The organism is uncultured Clostridium sp., from assembly GCF_900547735.1.
In the GTDB taxonomy this organism is placed as follows: Bacteria; Bacillota; Clostridia; order Lachnospirales; family Lachnospiraceae; genus Otoolea.
Window position 1 is genome coordinate 1 of sequence record NZ_URHZ01000084.1, and the last position, 23,080, is coordinate 23,080.

Below are 23,080 nucleotides of genomic sequence, written 5' to 3' on the forward strand. Positions count from 1 at the left end.
TGCGCTTCACAAGCGGGAGCGCGTCCCCGCAGGAATTTTTTTCTCCGGATTCCCCTTCACCAAAACCATCCACCGGGACTGAAGACTCATATACACCCTCCCACTACCCCGTCCGCCGTCTTACAGAGGCATCCTCGCATCTCAACTAAATCCTTATTTTACAGCCCCAACCAGCTCATTAATATCGTCCACATGGTATTTCTTCATATAAGCCACGATTCCCTCTACAATCTCAACGGTTGCATAAGGATTATGGAAGTTCGCCGTGCCTACGGATACCGCCGTCGCACCGGCCAGAATAAACTCTATCGCATCGTCGGCCGTCATGATTCCTCCCATGCCGATAATGGGGAGTTTGACAGCGTTTGCCACCTGGTAAACCATTCTGACAGCCACCGGCTTGATGGCAGGGCCTGAAAGGCCTCCTGTCTTGTTGGCTACGGCAAAGGCACGTTTGTTTATGTCGATCTTCATTCCCGTCAGTGTGTTAATCAGTGAAAGGACGTCGGCTCCACCGGCTTCGGCCGCCTTTGCCATGACGGTGATATCCGTCACGTTGGGGCTCAGCTTCATGATAACAGGCTGTTTTGCATGTTTTTTCACTTCCCGCGTGATGGCTTCCACCGCCCTCGGATCCTGTCCGAATGCGATACCGCCTTCTTTCACATTAGGGCAGGAGATATTGATCTCCAGCATGTCCACCGACTGATCGGAAAGTTTCTCCACCACATCGATGTAATCCTCCGTCGTCTTACCGCAGACATTGACAATGATTTTTGTGTCAAACTTGGTTAAATAAGGAATGTCCCTCTTTGCAAATACATCGTATCCCGGATTCTGCAGGCCGATGGCGTTTATCATGCCGCCGTAAGTCTCGGCAATCCTCGGTGTCGGGTTGCCCGGCCAGGGGATGTTCGCCACCCCTTTGGTGACAACGGCTCCCAGCCTGTTCAGATCCACCATCTCGCCGTATTCCGCACCGGAACCAAAGGTGCCCGAGGCCGTCATGACCGGATTTTTAAGCTCCACACCAGCCAGATTTACTTTTGTATTCATTATAAATCCACCTCCTGTGCCAGAAAAACGGGACCGTCCTTACAGATCCGTTTATTGTGTACATTGCTGTGGTGATCTACCTCTTTACTCTGGCAGACACAGGCAAGACATGCTCCGATTCCGCAGGCCATCTTCTCCTCCAGGGAGATATAGCAGCGGATGTTATGCTCCTCTGCATACTGCTTCAGCGCACGCAGCATCGGAGTCGGGCCGCAGGCGTACATGACATCGGCAGTCAGCCCGTTTTCCCGGATAGCGTCCAGCACATTGCCTTTCGTTCCCACACTGCCGTCCTCGGTAGCCACAAACACTTCCCCATACGCCTCGAATTCATCCTTAAGAAAGAGGTTTTCATCGCGGTAGCCTAGCACCATCTGTTTTTCACAGTTTAAGTTCTTTGCCAGTTCCAGCATCGGTGGGATTCCGATTCCTCCGCCAATCAGGAATACGTTCTCTCCCTCCTGCGGAAAACCGTTTCCAAGCGGTCCCATAATATCGATAGCGTCGCCCGATTCAAAGGAGGAAAATTCCTTTGTACCGGCCCCTGCAATCCTGTATACAATGCGCAGTCTTCCCTCATCGGCATCCGCTTCACAGATACTGATAGGACGCGGAAGCAGTCTGGAACCATCTTTGCTGTATACGGAGATAAACTGTCCGGGTCTGGCTTCCCTGGCAGCCTCCGTCGTAATCCACATACTGTAAATCTCAGGAGCCAGTTCTTCCTGGCTGTAGACAACTGCTGTTTCTTTCACCTGTGCCATTGGTTCCTCCTATAATACGCTGTTGATATCGGCAATCATATCTATGACAGCCTGTCTGGATGCCTCTGCAAAATGCTCTGCACCAAATTTCGCATACGGTTCTTTCTTGTAAGCCGCAATGATTCCTCTGGAGGAGTTGACAACCGCCCCCAGTCCATCCTCATTGAAGCAGTATTTCAAATCTTCAGCCGTTCCGCCCTGGGCACCGTATCCCGGCACCAGGAAATACGTCTTCGGCATCAGTTTTCTGAGCACTCTGCTCATCTCGGGATAGGTTGCTCCAACTACTGCGCCCACATTGCTGTACGCGCCGTCCATGGATGCATCTCCCCACTCTACCACCTTCTCTGCCACCAGTTCATAGAGCGGCCTGCCGTCAATCAGGCGGTCCTGGAATTCACCGCTGGAAGGATTGGATGTCTTAACCAGCACAAAGATGCCTCTGTCATATTCATTGCAGACATCTACAAAAGGTTTCACCCCGTCCGTGCCCAGATAAGGATTCACCGTAATATATTCTGTATCAAAACCGGTGCAAACCGTATTTCCCACCTGCACCTTGCCGATATGGCCCGTTGCATACGCAGTGGAGGTGGAACCAATATCACCGCGCTTTACATCTCCAATAACTACCAAGCCCTTCTGCTGACAGTATTTTACAGTCTTATCGTAAGCCTTCAGTCCCTCGATCCCGAACTGCTCATACATGGCAATCTGGGGTTTCACGGAAGGAATCAGATCGGCAGTCGCATCCACAATCTCCTTATTAAACTGCCAGATGGCCTCCGCCGCTCCCTCCAGAGTCTCTCCATACTGCTCATACGCTTTCTTTGTCACATGCTCCGGTATATAGCTTAACATCGGATCAAGTCCCACACAGATTGGTGCCTTTGTCTTCTGTATCTTTTCGATTAATTTGCTAACCATTATTTCCTCCTTCAGGTTACTGTTGCTTTGCGTTTTTCTTGTGTTTGGTGATGCTTTTGGTGTTATAATCTTTCTTATTTTATCATAAGTCCAAAATGGTTTCAAGGCAAATTGAGATGCGGGACGCCTGTAGTGGGGGGAGCGGGGTGGTAGATGGATTGGTGGGTCTTCAGTCCCGGCCGGAGATTGTCGTGAAGGGGGAATCCGGGCCGGAAACATTCCTACGGGGACCCGCTCCCGCTTGTGGAATGCGAAACGGTGCTAGATTCGTGAGAAACCTCATCAAGCGCCGTCGGATTCCAATGTCCCCTGCGGAAGGTTTCCACCCTTCTTCCCCGGGCAGGGATCGACGGGACTGAAGACAGGGAACGGATCGCCCCCGCCGCCATCCCAACATCGGCTCATTGTCCCTTTCGTCAAGTTGGATAAGGGGTTTATCACAGCCACTACTTAGTCTATCAAGAACTAATGCTTTATGAATTGCCTTAAATTTTTTATATTCATAGGACTATATGTAAAAAACGAAAAAAAGAAGCTGCCGCAAATGAAATTTTTCTCTAAGATATAGCTTTTCGGTCATTCCCGCTTCTTATTATCTTGTCCAGAAAATTTCGTTTACAACAACTTCTACAGGGGCCGGATGGTGGGTGATAACCTGCGCGGCATCAGTTCCGGCCGAAAACGTTCCGGTGGGGAAGGAGATTTCTATCTTCTGAATTTCCCACCCACCACTGATCATAGCCCGGAATTGATGCCTCAAAATCCTCACTTGCCATCCCGGTACCCGGCCGTACCGGCGGCCTCATTTTTCAACCCCTTAATGTAAGGACAGGGTCGCCACATAATCTCCATTTTTGTAAACCTTCGCCGCAAACTGCTCTTCCGTCACTGTTTCCAGTTCCATCCACAGTTCTTCGGCGGCCAGCATGATGTGCGAGAGCATAATTCCGATGCTGAACTCCTTCATACTCTCGGCTGCATTCAGGGCAAACCTGCTCTTTTTGGCAAAGACATAAATCCGGTCTGCATATACGATGAAACGCCAGGGCTGGGCGTTGAAGGCGGACGGCGCCAGGCGGGCCGCCTTCAGTACCGTCTTAATCTGTTCTCCGGCCTCCTCCTTGAAGACGCAGAGTTCATTTAACGGCAGTCTCTTGGCAAGGGGGCTTTCCCTGTAAAGTTTTCCCTCGGGCCAGCCGAAGGCTACGAGCATTACGAGGCGTTTTCCGTTCCTGATTGGCTGTTTCAGCCGGCTTCCGCCCAGGTAACATGTTCCCAGGCCCTTGACCGTCATATAAAGAATTAACTGTTCCATTATATAACCGCCGTTTCTCTCATAGCCGTCTTCCGGTTCGGAGTAAAAAGCCAAGTAATAAGGCGCGTCTGCTTTCCACAGACCCTTGACCTCTGCTTTCTTTTTCGTATTGTCAAGAATCTCCAGCTCCGTCCGAATCCTATCATTCAGTCTGGAGGTTTTTTCAAAGTATGCAAGAATCTGCGCCTGCAGCCTCTCCGGAACTTCCCGGTCCGCATATTTTCTAACGGAATGTCTGCTTCCGATTGCCTCGTACAGGTTCATCCTGGTTTCCCCCTTTTTCTATCGCCGAAGTCAGAGCCGGCATCCGGTCCCGTTCCTGTTCAGCCAGGTTTGCTTCACAGAAACGGGGCAAAACTAGATAAGCCCCGACACAAGAGGCACCACAAGCACGGTAAGAAGTCCGGCCACCGCAATGGCCAGGCTGCCCATGGCGCCCTCTATTTCTCCCAGTTCCAAAGCCCTGGCTGTTCCGATGGCGTGGGCTGCTGTCCCAAGCGCCAGGCCTTTAGCCATAGGCTCTTCAATTTTAAATATTCCAAACAGCCAGTCCGCAATAATATTCCCCAGTATTCCCGTGATTATTATGCTGACGATTGTAAGTGTCACAATACCCCCCGCTTCCTCACTGACGCCCATGCCGATTGCCGTTGTGATGGACTTGGGAAGAAGGGATACGTAATGAGTGTGCTCCAGGCCAAATGCCCTCGCCATGACAAAGATACTTCCGGCGCTGCCGATTACTCCCGTCACGATTGCCGCTGCTACGGCCACCAGGTTCTTCTTAAGAAGTTCAAGCTGCCTGTAAAGCGGAATGGCAAGACAGACCGTGGCCGGGGTGAGCAGATAGCTCAAAAAGCCCGCTCCTTTATTATATTCTTCATAGTTTACATGAAATACCGCTAAAAATGCAATTACAAGTATAATCGCAACCAGCAGAGGATTCAGGATGGCAAGTCCCGTCTTCTTCCTCAGCCACACTCCGAAAAGGTAGGCTCCCACGCTGATCAGCATTCCGAAATAAAGTGACGATTCGACTAACTGATTCATGAGCGTTATTCCCTTCCCTTTCTATTTCCTGTTCCCCGTATGATGCGCTGGGCCATCCTGCCCGTCACCACCATGACAAATATCGTGGAAACCACCGATATCACGGTGAGTGGTATCAGGATGTCTTTCACTTCCTGCACACTGTTTAAAAGACCGGCTCCTGCCGGGATAAACATAAGCGGCATCGTATCCAGGAAAAAATCACCGACTCCCGACACATCCTCTACCTTCAGCGTCCCCGCGCACAGCAGGACCAGAAGGATAAAAAGGCCGTATACGCCGGCCGGCACCGGAAGCGGAAGCAGGTGATTCAAGATTTCTCCCACCATCGTTATGCCGAAAATAATTGTAGCTTCTTTCAGGTACTTCATTCTGTCATATCTCCTCTCGTCTGAACGTTTTAATTTTATCACTCCATTTTTTATAGGACAATATGAAAAGTACAATAAATTCAGAGAAAATTTGTTGAAAATTTTGCCTTTTATGTACTATACTTAATAAAACGTTGTCAGAAAGCCGCCGGTTTTTAATTGAAGACTTTTTTACCACAAAACAGATGGACACATACCATCGCCGCACACAGGGATTTTCTCCCGCAGCAGGCATGACAGGAGATATCATATGCAGATTATTAAAACAGACAGGCTTACCGTGCAGCAGGAAAAGGAAATCGGGCATCTCGTTGATGAATGCCGCTCCCTTCACCCAATAAGAACCAGCTTTCCCTTTGAGGATGGTTCCGTATTCTTTCTGGCTTATGAAGAATGTACTTCTTCCATTCCGGTTCTGGTCTGTGCCCTTGCACTTATTATGCCCGAAACAGACGATTTTGATGAGACAGCCGAATGTCTGGCTTTCACCCATCCGTCTTTCAGAAAAAAAGGATACTTTTCCGCTGTCTTTGACGAAGCCGGGGCTGAGTTTGAAGAAATCAGCCTTCTGATTCCGGTCGACGGGCAGGATCCCGCCGTCCTTCCCGTTCTGGAAGCGATCGGTGCGGAGTATGACTCCTGCGAATACAGAATGGAACTCGCTCTCTCCGGCCCAAATGAACCCACTGCACTGTCCGGCAGGCGGCTCGTCTGCCGCTCCGTAAACGGCCCCGATTCCTCCGTCTCCTACTCCTTCTCGCCGGCGGCTGATGAATCCCGTCCCATTGCAGTCTGCCGGACGGCTTCGTTCGGCGCCAATGTCTGCCTCTATTCCTTCCTGGTGGAGGAGGACTACCGCGGCCGGGGCCTGGGGGAAGAAGCGCTTTTATCTGTTATCGAAATCCTGCGCAGACAGGGGAACTCTGTTGTCTTCCTCCATGTATCGGGCGATAACAACGCTGCCGTGAATCTTTATAAAAAGACAGGATTCCGGATCACCGAAACCCTGTCCTATTATCTGTATTGATGGCGGTGGCCTGTATTTAGATCACGCAGGTTATCGCACATCATCTCTGGATGATGATTCCCTTCTCCTCGATCCGCTGTCTGACTTCCAGCATCTTCCAGTCCGTCTCCGCAATGATCTCGGCACAGTTTCTAAGCTCCTGTCCAATCTCCGCCGCGTCCTCTTCCTCCAGATCCTTCTTGTACTTAAGCTGGTGATCCAGGCTGGCCCAGAAGTCCATGGCGATCGTCCTGATCTGAACCTCTACCCGTATCTGCTTCTTGCTGTCCGAAAAGAAAACCGGCACTTCGATAATCATATGATAGCTCCTGTATCCGTTCTCCTTCGGGCACCGGATGTAATCCTTGATGGCAATCACCTTCACATCATCCTGGCGCGCCAGCATCTTACTGATCTCATAGATATCGTCAATAAAGGAGCAGATCACGCGGATACCGGCAATGTCGTCCAGGTTCTGCATCATCGATTCCACCGATACCGGGAGGCCCCTTCTCTGCAGCTTCTCAATGATACTGTGCGGTTTCTTCACGCGTGACTTAATCATCTCTATCGGATTTCTGGAATTCCTGACGGAAAGCTCGTCATTGAGAACTTCCAGCTTTGTCTTCACCTCTCTGATCGCACAGGTATACTGCATCATGCATTCCTGGAACTGCTTCGCCACACCGATTAAAGTGTCCGGAACTTCGACTTCCTTCGGTGCATTCACAGCAAACTGGGTCAGTTCGCTGTTTGGATTCAAGTTAATATTCATTGTCAACACCCCAATAGTTTTTCATGGTCGTAATCTTATTTCATTATACCCGAAAGCAGTCGCATAAACAATGAAAGAATCCTTAAATTTTCCTAAAAACCTTCCCTGTTCATTTACAAATATAAGGTCTCTGTGGTATGCTCAAAACAGAAGTTTTGCTCGTGCAATACCTCGCAAGTGTTCAAAAATACATTAATACAGGAGGTTACTATGAAATATCTCGGATACTATAACGGAACTTACGGACCGCTGGAAGAAATGAAAGTCCCAATGAATGACCGCGCCTGCTACTTCGGTGACGGGGTATACGAAGCCACTCTGGCCAGAAACGGTAAAATCTTTGCCCTGGAGGAGCATCTGGATCGTTTTTACAACAGCGCAGGCCTGCTCCGCATGGAGGTTCCCTATACAAGGGAGGAACTGACGGAAATCCTCACCTCTCTTTTGAAAGAGATGGATGATCCGGAAATTTTCGTATACTGGCAGCTTACAAGAGGGACAGCCATCCGGATTCATTCCTTCCCCGAAGCTCCCGTTAAGCCGAACCTCTGGATCACGATGAAACCCGGTGCGCCTGCCTCTCCTTCGAAGACCATGAAGCTCATCACAGAGGAGGATACAAGGTTCCTTCACTGCAATATCAAGACCCTGAACCTGATTCCCAATGTCATGGCTTACCAGAAAGCGCATGAGGCCGGCTGTGACGAATGTGTCTTCCACCGCGGCGATATTGTCACCGAATGCAGTTCCTGCAACATTTCCATCCTGAAGGACGGCGTATTCATCACCCATCCGACCGACCATTACATCCTTCCCGGCATCTCCAGGATGCATCTGATCCAGCAGTGTAAAAAGCTGGGAATACCGGTAGATGAGCGTCCCTTCACCGTAAAAGAGCTTATGGAGGCCGACGAGGTTATCGTTTCCAGTTCTTCCAGACTTGGCCTCATTGCCAGCGAGATCGACGGACAGCCCGTCGGAGGTAAAGCGACCGAGCTTTGGAAAAAAGTGCAGTCCTCCTATTTTGAGCGTTTTGACGAGGCAACCGCTCTGTAACAGTAAAAAGCGCGCCCGTAACCGAAAGACGGCGGCAGCCGGCTCGGATTCCATAGGAAAGTGACTTGGAATTCCGGTCCGGCTGCCGCCGTCTTTCAATTGTTTATTCTACGCATTCTCTATTACATCCGCCGCCTTTTCAAGCCACGGCGTCTTAATATACTCAACAACTCCCTGGTCAACGCTGTTTGCAATCTGCGGGTCGATCGGGATCTGGGCCAGAACCGGGATGCCGTACTCTTTGGCCGTCTCCTCAATATGGCTCTCACCAAACACGGAAATTCTCTTTCCGCAGTCGGGACATTCCAGATAACTCATGTTTTCCACCAGTCCCAAAATCGGAATATCCATCTTTTTCGCCATGTTAACCGCTTTCGCTACAATCATGGAAACCAGTTCCTGCGGTGACGTCACAATGATGATTCCTGCAAGAGGAAGTGACTGGAATACGGTCAGCGGAACATCTCCCGTTCCCGGAGGCATATCGACAAACATATAATCAATATCCTTCCAAAGCGCTTCGCCCCAGAACTGTTTAATCACGCCTCCCACAATCGGGCCTCTCCAGATAACCGGATCCGTCTCATGTTCCAGGATCATATTTGCAGACAGGATCTCAACGCCCGTTGCACTCACGCCCGGCAGCATCAGGCTGTCTTCCGTCACCTTTACCATTTCATGGAGGCCGAAGGCCTTGGGGATGGAGGGACCTGTTATATCAGCATCCAGAATGGCCGTACGATAATTTCTGGCTCTCATCTTGCATGCCATCAGGGATGTTACAAGTGACTTGCCTACTCCGCCTTTACCACTGACTACGCCTATGACTTTTTTAACGGTGCTTTGTGGATTTAACGGCTCTAAAAAGCTCTCCGCCGACCGGCTTTCACAATTTTCGCTGCAGCTGCTGCAGTTATGGTTACAATTCTCGCTCATTGCCTTATCTCCTTACCTGATAATTTTTATAATAATTCTTCGGGAATTCTCTCCCGGGCAGATAAAAGGCACGCCCAGTTTTGAGTTTTCCCAATGCCTGACTATTATATTAGCACATTCTTTTATTTTTGTCTTGTTCTATTCAGTGAGCAGAAATTTCATCGGTTCCCCGGGCAGCATCCCCCCTTATGGCGGCAGAACGGCGTGAACTTGATCCCGCTTCGTACAATGCCGCCCGGAACAATCATGGATCGGATACTGCCGGCAGACTTCCAACGTGAGAAGTTTGCCGGCAGTGCCGTTTCATCTGTTGCTGATATTTCCTGTTCTCAGGCTCTTGCACCCGGCAGCTTGAACTGCCTGATTGCCTTCACGATTCCCGCTTCTTCCATCTTTTTTGCTATCAGGTAGAAGATAGCCGTGTCGATCGGCCACATAATAATATTCTTTACAAAACGCATCGGAATCAGCGCCAGAATCCCCTTGCCCGACATCATGCTGAGCCATACCGTGTTAAGAAACACGTTGCAGACCATGATTACGATAAAATGGACGGCCAGGGTTCTCTTAAACGTAAGCGGCCTCTGGTACAGAAACGTTCCGTAGATAATTCCGGCAAGGATTGCATTTAACGTAAAGCCGGGAAAAAACGCGCCTGTCGGTTTAATAATATATTTAATCAAATCCAGGACACCGCCGTAAAATCCGCCCACTACCGGTCCGAACATGAAATATACAAACTGGTTGACTACGGCACCGAATCCGATTTTCAGATACGGGCCGGCCTCGATTGTAAAATATCCGAGCACTACGGCGACGGCCATGAACATGGCGGCAGTCGTGATTGTCCTGACCTTTTTAAGCTCACGGTAGGAATCACGGTAAACAGTTACAAATTTCTTCATAAAAAATACCTCCTTTTGCAGAACTCTCGGTCCACATCAGGAGATATATGATATCAGCGATGCAGCGGGATGCGGGATACAGGCCGCGGGGAAATCCCCTTCGTCCGGATGTCAACTCCCTGTTCATCCGACACTTGACGCCTGCATACCTACTCTGCGTTCTTATTTTTTTATAGCCTCAGTATATCATTTAAATCATACTTTTCAATAGTTCTGTGAATAAACCATCCAATAAAAATTCCCAGGGCCATTCCGCTTAACACATCCGTCGGAAAATGCACGAAGAGATACAATCTGGAAAGTGCAATAAGCGACGCCAGAATGAGCAGTGGAATCCCCCATTTCCGGTTGTAAAGAAAGACGCTGACCGCCGCTTCAAAAGAGGCCAGGGTATGTCCGGAGGGAAAGGAAAAATCCTTCGGATTGTGTATCAGCAGTTGAACGCTCTCATCAATCCAGCATGGCCGGTCGCGCATCACAATGTTTTTTATGAACACATTGCCGATTAATCCCCCTGCTGCCAATGACAGTAAAACCGCCAGCCCTACCTTCCTCGTCTTCCTGATGCAGAAAAGCACTACTCCCAGGAGGATAAAAAACCATCCCTTATCACCGAGTGATGTAACGGCCGTCATAAAACGGTCCAGAAACGGCGTATGAAGCTCCTGTAAAAAGTAAAGAATTGAAAACTCCAGTTCCAAAAAGGCCATAAATTACGTTTCCTCTGCCTGGGCGTCCGTATACTCCCGGAATGCCTTGTCCATCTCAATGTAGTTGCGTTTCAGTGAAACGGGTTTTCCGTCCCTCGTCAGGAAACAGTGGCGGCTTTCCCCCACGCAGCGCACCTGCGCCGTTTCTTTATCGATAACCGTATACTCCAATGCCATACGGATCCCGTTGTACTCCTTCAGGCTGGTCAATACCTGGACGGTTTCCCCGAAGCGTGACATGCTCTTATAGTCACAGCGGACGGCCAGAACCGGGCATATAATTCCCTGTTTCTCCATCATGTCGTAGCCCATGCCCATCTGTTCCATGATATCGATTCTCGCCTCTTCAAACCAGTGAAGATAATTGGCGTGGTGGATAATTCCCATCTGATCCGTTTCGTAATACTGTGTTTTATGTTCGTAAACATCGAATTTCATAATATAATTCTCCTTTCTCCTTTGATTATAGCGCAAAAGAGAGTATCGCCCAATGTGCAATACTCTCTGCGGATCTCTTACTGTTCTCAGTCACTATTCGCCGAGTCCGGTCTCAATTGCCTCGGAAATCGTCTTTAAAGCTTCTTCCTCATCCGGACCTTCACAGATGAGAGTAATCTCTGTACCGCACTTAATTCCTGCCGCCATAACATTTAAAACACTCTTTGCAGTAATTTTCTTCTCTCCGCATTCGATTGTTGTGTCACTCTTGAACTTCATTGTCGTCTGGGATAAGATACCTGCCGGTCTTAAGTGGAGACCTGATGGATTCATGATTGTTAATTTTTTAGATAACATATTTTCTTCTCCTTCACTATTATTGTCTTTATTTATAGTGCTTTACGTTCTTTTATCTGAGTTTATATAAATTCTAGTATAAGTTGTATTGACTGTCAAGTGCCATCACTGCTTTTTATGTGATAAACGGTGACCGACAGTCCCTCCCTAACGGCACGGCCAATCATATCAGCGGATTAGCTTGTCCTCCATGATGGCAGTCTCATGCCTCCTTACACTCTCCGTCGCACCCCTGATGCTGACAGATAAAAGAAGATAAAGTATCTCTATTACCATTGTTGCCGGAACTCTGGAAAAGAGGAAATCCTCTCTCAGCAGTTTCTCCCTTGTTGCCGTCGTGATATGATAGCCTGAAAGCTTGGCCACAGGTGAATCGGGACTGTTTGTAATGGAAATAATCGTAACCCCGTTCCCCGCAGCTCCTTCAAGTAACCTGATAAGTCTCCTGGATACCCCCGAATTGGAAATCGCAATAATGACGTCCTTCTTTCCGAGGTTAAAGGCGTAGGCTGTCTGTGTTTCAAGTACCGTGCCCGTCACGGACGGTATGCCCAGCTGGTTGAACTTAAAAGCCGCATCCATCGCCACCGGGATGGTATTGCCCACAGCCACAAACTGAACCGTTCCCGCTTTCTGTATTACCTCCAGAATCCGATCCAGATTCTCAGGCTCCATCATTGCCACCGTCTGTTTCAGCTCCTCCGTCTTATTCGCCAGGATATTCTGAAGCGACTGTCCGATATCCCTGCGGCTGATGTCGTTGCCGACCGCTCCCTGGGATTCTTCCGCCAGTTCCCCGGCCAGTGTCATTTTAAGCTGATGAAATCCCTTGAAACCGCATCTTCTGCAAAAACGCGACACGGATGCATCGCTGGCCCCGCTGGCCCGGGCCAGCTCGGCAACGGTCATATCCACGACTTCGCGCCTGCGTTCCATGATGCAGTTTGCAATTTTCTTTTCAGAATCAAAAAACGAATCATAGGAGGAACAAATCACGCCGATTACACTCTTCGCCTCGTCCATATTTCACCATTCCTCTTATACATGTAATTTTATTTCATGACGTGATTATATCACAGCATATCGAGATTTACAATGGTATTTTCGTGTAAATGACATAGATTTATCAATTTATTGTTACTGTTCGCACCGCATTGCGCTGTGAACAATAGCAATTTATTAACCGATAATTTTCCTGGCGTATGAGACCGATGCCATCGCATCGCTGCAGTACGCATCCGCACCGATCATTTCCGCATAATCCGGCGTCAGGACGGCGCCTCCCACCATCACTTTCACCCAGGGGGCCTTTTCTTTCAGTTCTGCGATCGTCCTCTGCATCGCCGGCACCGTCGTCGTCATAAGGGCGCTGAGTCCCACAAGAGGCACGCGCTTTTCCTCCGCCTCCCGGACAATCCTTTCCGGCGGCACATCCTTTCCCAGATCAATTACTTCATAGCCGTAATTTTCAAGAAGCACTCTGACAATATTCTTTCCAATATCGTGAATATCGCCCTTCACCGTGGCCAGAATGATTTTCCCTTTTTTCTCGCCGGTACGGCCCGTTTCGTCGAGCTTCTCCCGAATCACATCAAAAGCCGCTTTGGCCGCCTCCGCGCTCATCAGAAGCTGGGGGAGGAACACCGTTCCCGCCTCATATCCCTTCCCCACGCGGTCGAGGGCCGGAATCATGCAGGTATCGATGACGTCTAATGGTTCTTTCTCGCTGAGCAGCTCTCCCGCCGCCCTGGCAGCCTGTTCCTTAAGACCCTTTAAGACACTGAGGAACAGGCGGGCTTCACCGCTTTCACCAGAAAGTACGCCGCCCGGAGTCTCTGAAGTGTCAGAGGGCCCGGTAATCTCAGGCGACTCCGGAGACTTAGGATACATGTCTCCTGACATCAGTCCTGCCCCTGCCGCCGAGGGCTGCCCGGCATACCTGTAAGCGGCAATATAACCGGCACAGTTCTCATCCAGGGCTGCCAGCGCGCGGAAGCTGTGGTAGGAACACATCATCGGCTCGGAACCGGGATTGATAATCGCCGCATTCAGGCCGCTGTAAAGAGCCATTGTAAAGAAATTGGCATTGATGTTCTCCCTCACCGGAAGTCCGAAAGAAATATTGGAGACGCCCAGTATCGTCTTTCCTCCCAGTTCGTCCCGAATCCGCCTCACGGTCTCTAGCGTGGTCAGGGCGCCAAGCGGGTCGGAGCTGACGGTCATACAGAGGGCGTCTATCAAAATATCTTTTTTCCCGATCCCGTATTTCTCCGCTTCCCGGTAGATTTTTTTGGCTATCCCAATCCGTCCTTCGGACGTCCCGGGAATTCCCTCCTCGTCCAGTGTCAGTGCGACTACGACACCGCCATAGCGCTTCACAAGCGGAAAAACGGCATCCATCATCTCCTGTTTTCCATTGACGGAATTGACCATAATCTTTCCGTTGTAAATCCGCATGGCGCGGGCCATCGCCTCCGTATTCGTGGTGTCTATCTGAAGCGGCAGCTCTGTGATTCCCTGAAGCTCCCGCACCGCCAGAGCCATAATCTCCGGTTCATCTATCTCAGGCAGTCCCACATTGATATCCAGGACATGGGCTCCGCTTTCCTGCTGCGCAATCCCTTCCTCCAGGATAAACTCCATGTTTTTTTCCATCAGGGCCTGTTTATATTTTGCCTTGCCCGTCGGATTGATACGCTCGCCGATAATCACGGGATCGGCGCCAAACTCCACCGCCGAGGCATAAGAGGTGGCAACCGTAAACTGCTTTTCCTCCGGAAGTCTCTGTTCTCTTCCCGTCCGCAGGCGGTCCAGCCGTTTTATATGCTCCGGCGTGGTCCCACAGCAGCCGCCTGCCACGTTAACCCCCAGATCCAGTATCTCCTTCATTGCCGTCTCAAATTCATCGGGTCCTATGTCGTAAACGGTTCTTCCGCCTTCGCTTCTCGGAAGGCCTGCGTTGGGGTTGACTATCACGGGAACCGAGGCATATTTTAAAAATTCGGCTGCCAGAGGTTTCATCTGGACGGGTCCAAGGCCGCAGTTCATTCCGATTGCATCCACTCTCAGGCCTTCCAGCATTCCAATGACTGCTTTCGGGGTGCCGCCCGTCAGCATTTTCCCTTTTTCATCGAAGATTACCGTTGCAAAGACCGGGAGCGCGCTGTTTTCCCTGGCAGCAAGCACAGCCGCCTTTAATTCATAGGTGTCGCTCATCGTCTCGATCAGAATCAGATCGGCCCCCTGTGACGCCCCAATTTCCACAACCTCACGGTAAACGGAGACGGCCTCCTCAAAATCGAGCTGGCCCATGGGTTTTAGAAGTTTTCCAGTAGGGCCGAGATCCAGGGCAATATATCCCCTTCCGGCCTCCTCAACCGCCCGCTTTGCATTATCCATGGCCGCGGTGACGATTTCCTTCAGGCCGTATTCGGAACTGCTGCTATATTTAAAACGGTTGGCTCCGAAAGTGTTCGTTTTGATAATATCACATCCTGCTTCCAGATAGTCCCTGTGAAGCTTCATCATGAAATCGGGGCGGATGATATTCCATGTTTCCGGAAGTTCTCCCGGTTTCAGGCCTGCCTCCTGCAAAAGACTGCCGGTGCCTCCGTCAAACAGCAGTATTTTAGTTTTTAATTCTTCCAGTACCTTCATTTCTTAACCTTTCCGGTAGGGACAGTCCGGCTTGCCGCACACCCCGCAGTCTTTCTTTTCGTCCTGCTCTTCTCTTCTGCCGGCGCCTATCACAGCCGTCACCGACTTGGAGGGCACCATCAGAAGACTGTCCGTGAGGGTAACCCCCACCGTCTTTCCCGTTTCCAGCACCTTCGTCAGAATCTTCTGATATTCAAGAGAAAAATCACCGTACCCCGGGCTGAACCTTGGCCGCAGGTACTCTCCCTGCCTGAGCGCTTCCTCTTTCAGTTCGTCATTCTTCCTGTCGCACCACGCCTCAATCATGGCGGCGGAGGCTGCCTGCAGCACAACGGCACGGCTCATTTCAAGGCGGCCGTAACGGCGCGCCAATAAATCGGGTCCCGCTCCCAGAGTCGCCGCAAACAGGATAACCCTTTCACAATCTTTTAAATTCTTTGAGAGGTCGAAGCTCTCCACCTGAAAGCAGGTGAAATCCAGCCGGCCGTCCTCAAGGTGTTTGAGCGGAAAGGATCTCGAAAAAAACCGGGGCGAAACAACGCGTTCCAGCTCTCTGATACTGTCTTCTACCAGACTTACCGTCTTCTCATCGGGCAGATTATGCCCAAATCCAAGGTATCTGTATACCTCGGATCGTTTTACTTCTATCTTATCATTGCGCTCCATCTGTCTCCCTCTGTCAATTATTTGCCAATATTCCCGAAAATGTGGTCTTTCATTCCGATCCCCATTCTTTATATGGCAAACATCAGAACAGGAATAATGGTTGATAAAAGCACAATCAGAAACATAATCACAAAAATAATAATAATTGCCGAGGTTACCGGGCTGCTACTATTCTTCCCGGCGTAATATCCTTTTTGACCGGTCCCATAGGTCTGCCCTCCATATTTTACGGAACCGCCCCGGCCTCCAGCCGGACGGCCGGTCCCATACTTCGGAGCAGAAGTCCCCGTTCCTCCCTTCCAGCCGGAAGCCGGAATTCCCTGCTTTTTAGGGTTCTCCTTCATAAACGACGGATTATGGTATTCACAGTTTCCTTCCGATGAAGGATGACGTTCATTCAGATAAAAATTCCCTTCCTCAATTCTTGGATGCCTCACAAAACTCCTGCAGACAGAACAGTAATGTGCACTCTTCATCCTCTGATCACAAACAGGACATATTCTTTTTGCCATGCCGCTCCTCTCCTTTCTGAACGGAATTAAGCGCTTGTATTTCTGAGATTTATGCAGAAATCATGATGCGCAATTAAATACTGCTTTATGGACATTATAACATGTTCACTTCGTGAACACGTGTCTCCGACGGAATTCAGCGCCCGAATTTCTGCGGCGAACGCAGAAACCGGCATGCGCAGGTATAATGTCCACTTTGTGAACATTATACCATATTCACTTCGTGAACACGTGTCTCCGACGGAATTCAGCGCCCGAATTTCTGCGGTGGACGCAGAAATCGGTATGCGCATGGTATAATGTCCACTTTGTGAACATTATACCATGCTCCCCGGTACATCTGCAATCAGTTATGGGCGGCGGCCGCCCGCCTCTTTTCTTATCCGCTTTCCCGTTATTATTTTAACGAATTCCTGTTAAATTCTGTAATAAGCTTGAATTTACTGGAAAATATGCTAGAATACAGTAACTATAAAAATACAGTATTACAACAGGGGGATTTATTATGAGTCAAAGCACATTTAAGGATTTCCTGAAACGGAAGCAGGTCAATGTCTCCGTTCAGACTTACCTCATCGATGCACTGGGCGCAATGGCCTTCGGTCTTTTCGCTTCTCTGCTCATCGGTACTATCTTCGCTACACTTGGCGATAAAACCCATATCGAAATCTTTACCACCATATCAGCCTATGCCAAAAGCGCTACCGGCGCCGCCCTCGGCGTCTCTATCGCATTTGCCCTGAAAGCGCCGCCGCTTGTACTTTTTTCCGCCGCCACCGTCGGTATTGCCGGCAACGAACTGGGCGGTCCCGTAGGCGCCCTGGTTGCCACGATTATCGCCACGGAGCTTGGAAAGATCGTTTCCAAAGAAACGCCGGTGGACATCCTCGTCACTCCCGGAGTCACCATTATCTCCGGTGTTCTGGCCTCGCAGTTTGTAGGTCCCGGTGTCTCCGCTTTCATGACCGCGTTTGGCAACCTTGTAAAAACAGCTACCGTGATGCAGCCCCTTTTTATGGGCATCCTGGTTTCCGCCCTCATCGGCATTGCCCTGACGCTTCCCATCAGCAGCGCCGCAATCTGTATCATGCTCAGCCTGGACGGCCTGGCCGGAGGCGCCGCCACAGCCGGCTGCTGCGCGCAGATGGTCGGTTTTGCCATCCTGAGTTTCCGTGAAAATAAATGGGGCGGCCTTCTGGCACAGGGCCTTGGAACTTCCATGCTCCAGATGGGCAATATTGTCCGGAACCCGAGAATCTGGATACCGCCGACTTTGGCCTCCATGGTGACGGGTCCCATATCCACCATGGTATTTAAACTGGAAAATATTCCGACGGGTTCCGGTATGGGAACCTGCGGACTGGTAGGCCCTATCGGAATCTACACCGCCATGCAGGAAACGGGCGGAACCAATATGTGGCTCGGCATCCTGCTTGTCTGCTTTATCCTCCCGGCTGTCCTGACTCCTCTCTTCGGTCTCATGTGCCGGAAAGCAGGCTGGATTAAAGAAGGGGATTTGAAACTGGATTTGTAATTATATGAGAGCACTTTCCTATATATAAAAAAGCATCTGCCGCAGGAAAATTGATTCCCCGACAGATGCTTTTTTATGCTTTTACTCCGCCCGCTTTCATGGTTCTTCCTTTATTTCCGCCGCCCGCAGCTCCATATGCTCTTCCGGTCTGCCCATGCCTTCCTTTTTCTGCTTCATTCTCCGGAAATAAGAACTCATCTCATCCGCCATTCCCGACAGACGGTTTAACAGAGTGGAAAAATCTTTAAGCATCTCGTCGTCCTGGAAATAAGGATAGACAATATCATGATCCACCTCGCTCCATCCCTCCTCAAACAGGGTTCTGGCCTGGATCTCCACATAATATCCCTTGTATTTCACGATGTAATGCAGAGAGCGGTAAATTCCGTCCGATTTAATGTCAATGAGATCCTCGTCATAGATACGGCTGTCACCGGTTCTCCTGTAAACCTTCGGACGCTCGGCAATATAATAATGATTCACATTCCCGTCAAAATCCGCCTCCCGGTCCCCGACATACTGCTCCGGGTCGTTCTCAAACACGGATGTAATATATTCGTGAAAATGTCTCCAGTCTTCCCGGTACAGGAAAAACACCCGGATGCCGATCAGATCCGTTACATATTTCCAGTAATTGGTGCGGTCAATACGTGCAAATTTCTCCGGCAGCTCATTCCGTTTCCTTATAATCTTCTCAACCAGATGCCCCGGCTCCTTTGTCCTGTAGCGGTAGGAATGGATTCCGGCTTTCTCAATGTCATAGAGGTACTCATCCACAAAATCTTTTCCTATCCCGCGCAGTTTCTGCTCGATGTTCCCGTAGTGATCGTGGATTGCCTGAAGCTCTTCCCAGTCAATGCCTGACGACTCATAGTCACCGTATTCCATGTTGTACTTCTCAAAAAATTCTTTTATGTCCAGCATTCGATCTCTATACCTCTCCGGCACCAACGGAATTCAGGAATCCGGCAAAAGCCGCCCTGCCCTCCTCCGTGCATTTATAGACTCCGGCATCTTCCAGTACTCTCTCGAATACGAGGCCCACCTCGTCTTTCAGGATTTCTTCCACATTATCCTTTGTAATTTTTTCATATTTGGGAAGGAAAGCGTCCACCCAGTCGGCATGCTTTTCAAGTTCCTCGCTGCCCCTTATATCTTTGCCTTCGGTAATGTACTCTCCCAGTTTTGCCAGCTCGTCTTTCAGTCTGGACGGGAGCACCGCCAGGCCCATCACCTCAATTAATCCGATATTTTCTTTCTTAATATGGTGAAGTTCCTGATGGGGATGATAAAGTCCCAGAGGAAACTCCTCCGTTGTTATATTGTTCCTCAGCACCAGATCCAGCTCAAACATTTCGCCGTTCTTTCTGGCGATCGGAGTGATCGTGTTGTGCGGTTCCCCATCCGTCTCGGCAAAGACAAATGCAGCCTCATCCGTATAGTTTCTCCAGGCCGTGAGGACTTTATCCCCCAGCTCAATCAGGCGCTCCGGATCTTTGGCGCGTGTACGCAGCACCGACATCGGCCAGTATACAATGCCGGCCTCCACATCCTCAAACCCCTCGAATGTAAAATATTTTTCAATCGGCGCTTTCGCCATGGCAAAAGTATAATGGCCGCCCTGGAAATGATCATGGCTTAAAATGGAACCGCCGACAATCGGCAGATCCGCGTTGGAGCCCAGGAAATAATGAGGAAACATTTTAACAAAATCAAAGAGCTTAATAAAGGTAGCCTTCTCGATTTTCATCGGTATATGCTGTCCGTTAAATACGATGCAATGCTCATTATAATAAACATAGGGCGAATACTGGAAACCCCACCGGCTGTCGTTTACCGTGATCGGAATCGTGCGGTGGTTGTTCCTGGCCGGATGGTTTATGCGGCCCGCATACCCCTCATTTTCGCGGCAGAGCAGGCATTTGGGATAACCGCTCTGTTTTGCAAGCTTGGCGGCGGCAATTGCCTTCGGATCCTTCTCCGGCTTTGAGAGATTTACCGTAATGTCCAAATCACCGTACTTTGTCTCCGTCACCCATTTCATGTCTTTACAAACGCGGTATCTTCTGATGTAATCGGAGTCCTGGCTTAACTTATAGTAATATTCCGTGGCGGCCTGAGGCGACTGATGGTTATAAAGGCCAAAGAATTTCCGCACGACCTCGGACGGTCTCGGCATCAGGCAGTTCATCAGCCTCGTGTCGAATAAATCTCTATAGACCACACTGTCTTCCGGCAGTACTCCGGACTCATGGGCAAAATCCATCAGCTCTTTCAGCGTTTCTTCCAGATTCACTTCCCCGAACTCCGTCTCCGGTTCTTCATACTCGTCCAGTTTCAGTACATCCAGGATCTGATTCGTCGCATAAATCCGGTCTTCTTCCTCAATCAGTCCTGCCGTAAGACCATATTTAACCAGTTTTTTAATTGCTTCGTATACCATACCACGCCTCCTTATATTTTAATGCACTTCGCGCAATCTGCTTTATTTCTTGTCTTCTTAGTGGTGCCGCCTGCGGGCAGAATCTGCGTTATGCCCGGTTTATTAGTATAGCACATTCACAGGTACGATTCCAGACGTTTTGTCACAATTCCGCCGAGCAGTCCTATCACTGCCCCTGCCACGGTTCCGGCCGCCAAAAGGAAGGGAAGATAGTAAAATACACCGGTGTTTTCCAACACGGCCGCGGCCACCAGAATCTGCCCTACGTTGTGCCCCACGCCGCCGATAATGCTGACTCCCACCTGACCGAATAAATCCCTCTTTCTGCAGAAAATCATCAAAGCGAGACTGAGCGCCCCTCCTGCGAGACTGTACATCATCATGGCCATATTGCCGTATGCAAAACCGGTCAGCAGGACGATCCGGCAGAGTGCAATGGCAATCGTTCCCCCTGTTCCTATAATGTAAAGAGATACGATGCTGACAAGATTGGCAAGCCCCAGCTTGACACCGGGAACGCCGAGACTGATCGGAATCAGGGTTTCCACATAGCCGAGCAGCATGGCAAGCGAGAGCAGGATTCCATAGAGCGCCACTTTTACCGCTTTACGGTCTCCTCTGCGTGTTTCTTTTCTATAGTTCATAGAGGGTGTCCTCTTTCTGTTTTATACTTGAAAATGGGATGTCGGGTCGACGGGTTTCCGGGAAGTGCAAGTTTTGTTATTATTTTATCGGAATATGGAGGGTTTGTAAAGAGGGAGGGTTTAATTGGAGATGGGCGTGTCCTTAGTTCATTACTGTTCCACACCGCATTGCGCTGTGAACAATAACACGCGGAATACATCCCGAGTGAACAGTAACCTCTATTCCGCCGGTTCATCCCCTTGACTTTGATTTCCCTCTTTGCTAAGATTGGTATGTTTCAAAGTAACTGTTAAAAAGGTAGTATTCCGCGAGGTATTTTCATATGTTTCGCATGAAAATCCCGAGTTTAACCAGCTCGAAACAGCGTTTTACTGTTGTTTTTGTGCATCGCAAAGCAGTAACTATGACGGTACAGAACAGTTATGTTTCAAATCACAAATACTTTCACAAAGGAATCCCTATACGATGGAAAAAAAACAATTTCAGATCTTTCTATCCGCGCTGGGTGTGCTGTTTCTGGTCGTTGCCGCCGTTTTAACGCTCCGGCCCAGGCAGACGGAGCCAATTACCCGTTCGGACTTTCTTCTCAATACGTTTGTCACGGTTACCCTGTATGACAGCGATGATGAGGAGATATTGGAACAGTGTATGGCGCTGTGCCGCGAGTATGAAAACCGGCTCAGCAAAACGATAACAACCAGTGAAGTTTACCGGCTGAATCACCGTGCTCCCGGAGAAGATACATTTACGCTCACAAAGGATACGGCGGCCCTGATCCGCGAAGGGCTCCAGTACAGCCGGATTTCGGACGGCGCTTTTGATATCACGATTGAACCGCTGAGTTCCCTGTGGAATTTCACGGATGGGAAGCAGATAATTCCCCCGGCGGATGAAATTCAGGCCGCAGCGGTACGCGTGGACTGGAAGAATGTAAGCCTGGATGGCGATGTGCTCACGTTTCACTCACCGGACACAACAATCGATCTCGGCTCTATTGCAAAAGGGTTTATCGCAGACCGGCTGAAGGAGTATCTGATAAGCCGAAATGTGAAGAGTGCGATTATTAATCTGGGAGGCAATGTGCTCTGCGTCGGTGAAAAGCCGGACGGCGAGCCGTTTAAAATCGGACTGCAGAAACCGTTTGAGGGGCGCAATGAGATTATCGCAAACCTGAGCATTGACGGCCTCTCCGTCGTCTCCTCCGGGGTCTATGAACGCCATTTTGTTGTGGATGGGAAAAATTATCACCACCTATTAAATCCTTCCACCGGCTATCCCTATGACAACGGCCTGATTGCCGTCACAATCGTCTCGCCGCGCTCGGTGGACGGCGACGCTCTGAGCACCACCTGTTTTTCACTGGGGCTGGAAAAAGGGCTTGAGCTTGTCAATTCAATGGATGGCATTTACGCTTATTTTATAACGGACGATTATGAAATTCACTATTCGGACGGAGCGGAACAGCTTGTTCTTCCTCTCCCCGATGCCGGTTAACGAAAAAAGGAGGCTCATTATGAAAGATGACGGCTTAAGAGACAGCAGTTTAAACAATGACAGCAGAAAAAAGAAAAATGAAATCTTACTCGTCTGCGGCCTCCTCGCCGCCGCCGTGATTTTCTTCGCAGGATACCGTTTCCTGAACAGAGGGGATGCGTCGGTGGTTGTGGTCAGCGTAAACGGGAAAACAGTCCGTGAATTTCCACTCGACCAGGATGCCGATTTCATGATTGAAGGCGTTGACGGCGGGACAAACCATATGATTATTAAAAATGGCGCCGTTACCATCTTTGAGGCCTCCTGCCCTGATAAAATCTGTGTGCAGGAAGGGGAGAAAAGGCAGAAAGGCGAGGCGATTACCTGCCTTCCGAATAAAGTGATTGTTACAATAAAATAGGGATTTGGTTGAGGAATGAGAACGCCGCCGGGACGGTCGGGGGGCGGGATGGTGAGAGGGAGG

General features: G+C 49.7%; 24 protein-coding genes and 1 riboswitch. Of the genes, 5 read left to right on the forward strand and 19 right to left on the reverse strand.

The genetic code is table 11. The annotated features are described in order from the left end of the window. Positions 1 to 153 precede the first annotated feature (153 nt). From QZT18_RS20035 to QZT18_RS20060, 6 genes are all read right to left on the reverse strand, one after another. Entirely contained in the window at positions 154 to 1,056 is a 903-nt protein-coding gene (locus tag QZT18_RS20035; RefSeq protein WP_294150788.1) for a dihydroorotate dehydrogenase, read from the reverse strand. Next, positions 1,056 to 1,820: a dihydroorotate dehydrogenase electron transfer subunit gene (locus tag QZT18_RS20040; protein ID WP_294150790.1), complete on the reverse strand. Its 765-nt coding sequence runs from the start codon at positions 1,818 to 1,820 to the stop codon at positions 1,056 to 1,058. The genes QZT18_RS20035 and QZT18_RS20040 overlap by 1 nt, the downstream gene beginning before the upstream one ends. A 9-nt stretch (positions 1,821 to 1,829) precedes the next feature. Further along, positions 1,830 to 2,747, reverse strand: coding sequence for an orotidine-5'-phosphate decarboxylase (pyrF, locus tag QZT18_RS20045; protein ID WP_294150792.1), 918 nt, complete (start codon positions 2,745 to 2,747; stop codon positions 1,830 to 1,832). A gap of 817 nt (positions 2,748 to 3,564) precedes the next feature. Beyond that, complete coding sequence (locus QZT18_RS20050; RefSeq protein WP_294150795.1) at positions 3,565 to 4,326, reverse strand: nitroreductase family protein; 762 nt, start codon at positions 4,324 to 4,326, stop codon at positions 3,565 to 3,567. A gap of 93 nt (positions 4,327 to 4,419) precedes the next feature. Next, positions 4,420 to 5,112, reverse strand: a complete 693-nt coding sequence (locus tag QZT18_RS20055; RefSeq protein ID WP_294150797.1) for an LrgB family protein — start codon at positions 5,110 to 5,112, stop codon at positions 4,420 to 4,422. 5 nt (positions 5,113 to 5,117) lie between these two features. Beyond that, entirely contained in the window at positions 5,118 to 5,483 is a 366-nt protein-coding gene (locus QZT18_RS20060) for a CidA/LrgA family protein (RefSeq protein ID WP_294150800.1), read from the reverse strand. 250 nt (positions 5,484 to 5,733) lie between these two features. Here QZT18_RS20060 and QZT18_RS20065 point away from each other — a divergent pair, with 250 nt between their 5' ends. Beyond that, positions 5,734 to 6,510: a GNAT family N-acetyltransferase gene (locus QZT18_RS20065; protein ID WP_294150802.1), complete on the forward strand. Its 777-nt coding sequence runs from the start codon at positions 5,734 to 5,736 to the stop codon at positions 6,508 to 6,510. 40 nt (positions 6,511 to 6,550) lie between these two features. Here QZT18_RS20065 and QZT18_RS20070 read toward each other — a convergent pair whose 3' ends face one another. Continuing rightward, positions 6,551 to 7,264, reverse strand: coding sequence for a GTP pyrophosphokinase family protein (locus tag QZT18_RS20070; RefSeq protein ID WP_125143494.1), 714 nt, complete (start codon positions 7,262 to 7,264; stop codon positions 6,551 to 6,553). A gap of 210 nt (positions 7,265 to 7,474) precedes the next feature. On the opposite strand from QZT18_RS20070, the gene QZT18_RS20075 reads away from it, so the two are divergent. Continuing rightward, entirely contained in the window at positions 7,475 to 8,320 is an 846-nt protein-coding gene (locus tag QZT18_RS20075; protein WP_294150804.1) for a D-amino acid aminotransferase, read from the forward strand. A 108-nt stretch (positions 8,321 to 8,428) separates the two neighbouring features. On the opposite strand, the gene QZT18_RS20080 is transcribed toward QZT18_RS20075, so the two are convergent. From QZT18_RS20080 to QZT18_RS20120, 9 genes are all read right to left on the reverse strand, one after another. Then, positions 8,429 to 9,256 carry an Mrp/NBP35 family ATP-binding protein gene (locus QZT18_RS20080; protein ID WP_294150806.1) on the reverse strand — a complete coding sequence of 276 codons (828 nt, stop codon included), beginning with the start codon at positions 9,254 to 9,256 and terminating at the stop codon, positions 8,429 to 8,431. 329 nt (positions 9,257 to 9,585) lie between these two features. Then, on the reverse strand, positions 9,586 to 10,161 hold the full coding sequence (locus QZT18_RS20085; RefSeq protein ID WP_294150808.1) for a folate family ECF transporter S component: 576 nt from the start codon (positions 10,159 to 10,161) through the stop codon (positions 9,586 to 9,588). Positions 10,162 to 10,221: 60 nt separating this feature from the next. Beyond that, positions 10,222 to 10,320, reverse strand: a riboswitch (THF riboswitch). An 11-nt stretch (positions 10,321 to 10,331) separates the two neighbouring features. After that, positions 10,332 to 10,871: a phosphatase PAP2 family protein gene (locus QZT18_RS20090; protein WP_294150809.1), complete on the reverse strand. Its 540-nt coding sequence runs from the start codon at positions 10,869 to 10,871 to the stop codon at positions 10,332 to 10,334. Positions 10,872 to 10,874: 3 nt separating this feature from the next. Further along, positions 10,875 to 11,309: a thioesterase family protein gene (locus QZT18_RS20095; protein WP_294150810.1), complete on the reverse strand. Its 435-nt coding sequence runs from the start codon at positions 11,307 to 11,309 to the stop codon at positions 10,875 to 10,877. A 93-nt stretch (positions 11,310 to 11,402) separates the two neighbouring features. Beyond that, positions 11,403 to 11,666, reverse strand: a complete 264-nt coding sequence (locus QZT18_RS20100) for an HPr family phosphocarrier protein (RefSeq protein ID WP_294150812.1) — start codon at positions 11,664 to 11,666, stop codon at positions 11,403 to 11,405. A 168-nt stretch (positions 11,667 to 11,834) separates the two neighbouring features. Beyond that, the gene (locus QZT18_RS20105) at positions 11,835 to 12,689 is read right to left on the reverse strand and encodes a MurR/RpiR family transcriptional regulator (RefSeq protein WP_294150814.1); all 855 of its coding nucleotides are present in this window, start codon (positions 12,687 to 12,689) and stop codon (positions 11,835 to 11,837) included. 156 nt (positions 12,690 to 12,845) lie between these two features. Then, complete coding sequence (locus QZT18_RS20110) at positions 12,846 to 15,323, reverse strand: homocysteine S-methyltransferase family protein (RefSeq protein ID WP_294150816.1); 2,478 nt, start codon at positions 15,321 to 15,323, stop codon at positions 12,846 to 12,848. A 3-nt stretch (positions 15,324 to 15,326) separates the two neighbouring features. Beyond that, positions 15,327 to 15,989, reverse strand: a complete 663-nt coding sequence (locus QZT18_RS20115; RefSeq protein WP_294150817.1) for a vitamin B12 dependent-methionine synthase activation domain-containing protein — start codon at positions 15,987 to 15,989, stop codon at positions 15,327 to 15,329. A 68-nt stretch (positions 15,990 to 16,057) separates the two neighbouring features. Continuing rightward, positions 16,058 to 16,501: a hypothetical protein gene (locus tag QZT18_RS20120; RefSeq protein ID WP_294150819.1), complete on the reverse strand. Its 444-nt coding sequence runs from the start codon at positions 16,499 to 16,501 to the stop codon at positions 16,058 to 16,060. 505 nt (positions 16,502 to 17,006) lie between these two features. Here QZT18_RS20120 and QZT18_RS20125 point away from each other — a divergent pair. Then, a complete protein-coding gene (locus tag QZT18_RS20125) occupies positions 17,007 to 18,035 on the forward strand; it encodes a PTS transporter subunit IIC (RefSeq protein WP_227031023.1) in 1,029 nt (342 codons plus the stop codon). A gap of 96 nt (positions 18,036 to 18,131) precedes the next feature. On the opposite strand, the gene QZT18_RS20130 is transcribed toward QZT18_RS20125, so the two are convergent. The 3 genes from QZT18_RS20130 to QZT18_RS20140 all read right to left on the reverse strand — a co-directional run bounded on the left by QZT18_RS20130 (position 18,132) and on the right by QZT18_RS20140 (position 21,122). Then, positions 18,132 to 18,959: a RelA/SpoT domain-containing protein gene (locus QZT18_RS20130; protein WP_294150822.1), complete on the reverse strand. Its 828-nt coding sequence runs from the start codon at positions 18,957 to 18,959 to the stop codon at positions 18,132 to 18,134. Between the two features lie 7 nt (positions 18,960 to 18,966). Then, positions 18,967 to 20,478, reverse strand: coding sequence for a UDP-glucose--hexose-1-phosphate uridylyltransferase (gene galT, locus QZT18_RS20135; protein ID WP_294150824.1), 1,512 nt, complete (start codon positions 20,476 to 20,478; stop codon positions 18,967 to 18,969). A 116-nt stretch (positions 20,479 to 20,594) separates the two neighbouring features. Then, the gene (locus tag QZT18_RS20140) at positions 20,595 to 21,122 is read right to left on the reverse strand and encodes a Gx transporter family protein (protein ID WP_294150826.1); all 528 of its coding nucleotides are present in this window, start codon (positions 21,120 to 21,122) and stop codon (positions 20,595 to 20,597) included. Positions 21,123 to 21,588: 466 nt separating this feature from the next. On the opposite strand from QZT18_RS20140, the gene QZT18_RS20145 reads away from it, so the two are divergent. Both QZT18_RS20145 and QZT18_RS20150 read left to right on the forward strand, forming a co-directional pair. Continuing rightward, complete coding sequence (locus tag QZT18_RS20145) at positions 21,589 to 22,617, forward strand: FAD:protein FMN transferase (protein WP_294150827.1); 1,029 nt, start codon at positions 21,589 to 21,591, stop codon at positions 22,615 to 22,617. A gap of 19 nt (positions 22,618 to 22,636) precedes the next feature. Next, positions 22,637 to 23,017: a NusG domain II-containing protein gene (locus tag QZT18_RS20150; protein ID WP_294150829.1), complete on the forward strand. Its 381-nt coding sequence runs from the start codon at positions 22,637 to 22,639 to the stop codon at positions 23,015 to 23,017. Positions 23,018 to 23,080 lie beyond the last annotated feature (63 nt).

Bases quoted from the DNA above. Each gene is read 5' to 3' on its own strand.
- QZT18_RS20085 (WP_294150808.1), bottom strand. From the start codon at position 10,161: ATGAAGAAATTTGTAACTGTTTACCGTGATTCCTACCGTGAGCTTAAA.
- QZT18_RS20080 (WP_294150806.1), bottom strand. From the start codon at position 9,256: ATGAGCGAGAATTGTAACCATAACTGCAGCAGCTGCAGCGAAAATTGT.
- QZT18_RS20120 (WP_294150819.1), bottom strand. From the start codon at position 16,501: ATGGCAAAAAGAATATGTCCTGTTTGTGATCAGAGGATGAAGAGTGCA.
- QZT18_RS20050 (WP_294150795.1), bottom strand. From the start codon at position 4,326: ATGAACCTGTACGAGGCAATCGGAAGCAGACATTCCGTTAGAAAATAT.
- QZT18_RS20150 (WP_294150829.1), top strand. From the start codon at position 22,637: ATGAAAGATGACGGCTTAAGAGACAGCAGTTTAAACAATGACAGCAGA.
- QZT18_RS20110 (WP_294150816.1), bottom strand. From the start codon at position 15,323: ATGAAGGTACTGGAAGAATTAAAAACTAAAATACTGCTGTTTGACGGA.
- QZT18_RS20125 (WP_227031023.1), top strand. From the start codon at position 17,007: ATGAGTCAAAGCACATTTAAGGATTTCCTGAAACGGAAGCAGGTCAAT.
- QZT18_RS20145 (WP_294150827.1), top strand. From the start codon at position 21,589: ATGGAAAAAAAACAATTTCAGATCTTTCTATCCGCGCTGGGTGTGCTG.
- QZT18_RS20090 (WP_294150809.1), bottom strand. From the start codon at position 10,871: ATGGCCTTTTTGGAACTGGAGTTTTCAATTCTTTACTTTTTACAGGAG.
- QZT18_RS20055 (WP_294150797.1), bottom strand. From the start codon at position 5,112: ATGAATCAGTTAGTCGAATCGTCACTTTATTTCGGAATGCTGATCAGC.
- QZT18_RS20040 (WP_294150790.1), bottom strand. From the start codon at position 1,820: ATGGCACAGGTGAAAGAAACAGCAGTTGTCTACAGCCAGGAAGAACTG.
- QZT18_RS20130 (WP_294150822.1), bottom strand. From the start codon at position 18,959: ATGCTGGACATAAAAGAATTTTTTGAGAAGTACAACATGGAATACGGT.
- QZT18_RS20140 (WP_294150826.1), bottom strand. From the start codon at position 21,122: ATGAACTATAGAAAAGAAACACGCAGAGGAGACCGTAAAGCGGTAAAA.
- QZT18_RS20100 (WP_294150812.1), bottom strand. From the start codon at position 11,666: ATGTTATCTAAAAAATTAACAATCATGAATCCATCAGGTCTCCACTTA.
- QZT18_RS20095 (WP_294150810.1), bottom strand. From the start codon at position 11,309: ATGAAATTCGATGTTTACGAACATAAAACACAGTATTACGAAACGGAT.
- QZT18_RS20075 (WP_294150804.1), top strand. From the start codon at position 7,475: ATGAAATATCTCGGATACTATAACGGAACTTACGGACCGCTGGAAGAA.
- pyrF (WP_294150792.1), bottom strand. From the start codon at position 2,747: ATGGTTAGCAAATTAATCGAAAAGATACAGAAGACAAAGGCACCAATC.
- QZT18_RS20070 (WP_125143494.1), bottom strand. From the start codon at position 7,264: ATGAATATTAACTTGAATCCAAACAGCGAACTGACCCAGTTTGCTGTG.
- QZT18_RS20035 (WP_294150788.1), bottom strand. From the start codon at position 1,056: ATGAATACAAAAGTAAATCTGGCTGGTGTGGAGCTTAAAAATCCGGTC.
- QZT18_RS20115 (WP_294150817.1), bottom strand. From the start codon at position 15,989: ATGGAGCGCAATGATAAGATAGAAGTAAAACGATCCGAGGTATACAGA.
- QZT18_RS20060 (WP_294150800.1), bottom strand. From the start codon at position 5,483: ATGAAGTACCTGAAAGAAGCTACAATTATTTTCGGCATAACGATGGTG.
- galT (WP_294150824.1), bottom strand. From the start codon at position 20,478: ATGGTATACGAAGCAATTAAAAAACTGGTTAAATATGGTCTTACGGCA.
- QZT18_RS20105 (WP_294150814.1), bottom strand. From the start codon at position 12,689: ATGGACGAGGCGAAGAGTGTAATCGGCGTGATTTGTTCCTCCTATGAT.
- QZT18_RS20065 (WP_294150802.1), top strand. From the start codon at position 5,734: ATGCAGATTATTAAAACAGACAGGCTTACCGTGCAGCAGGAAAAGGAA.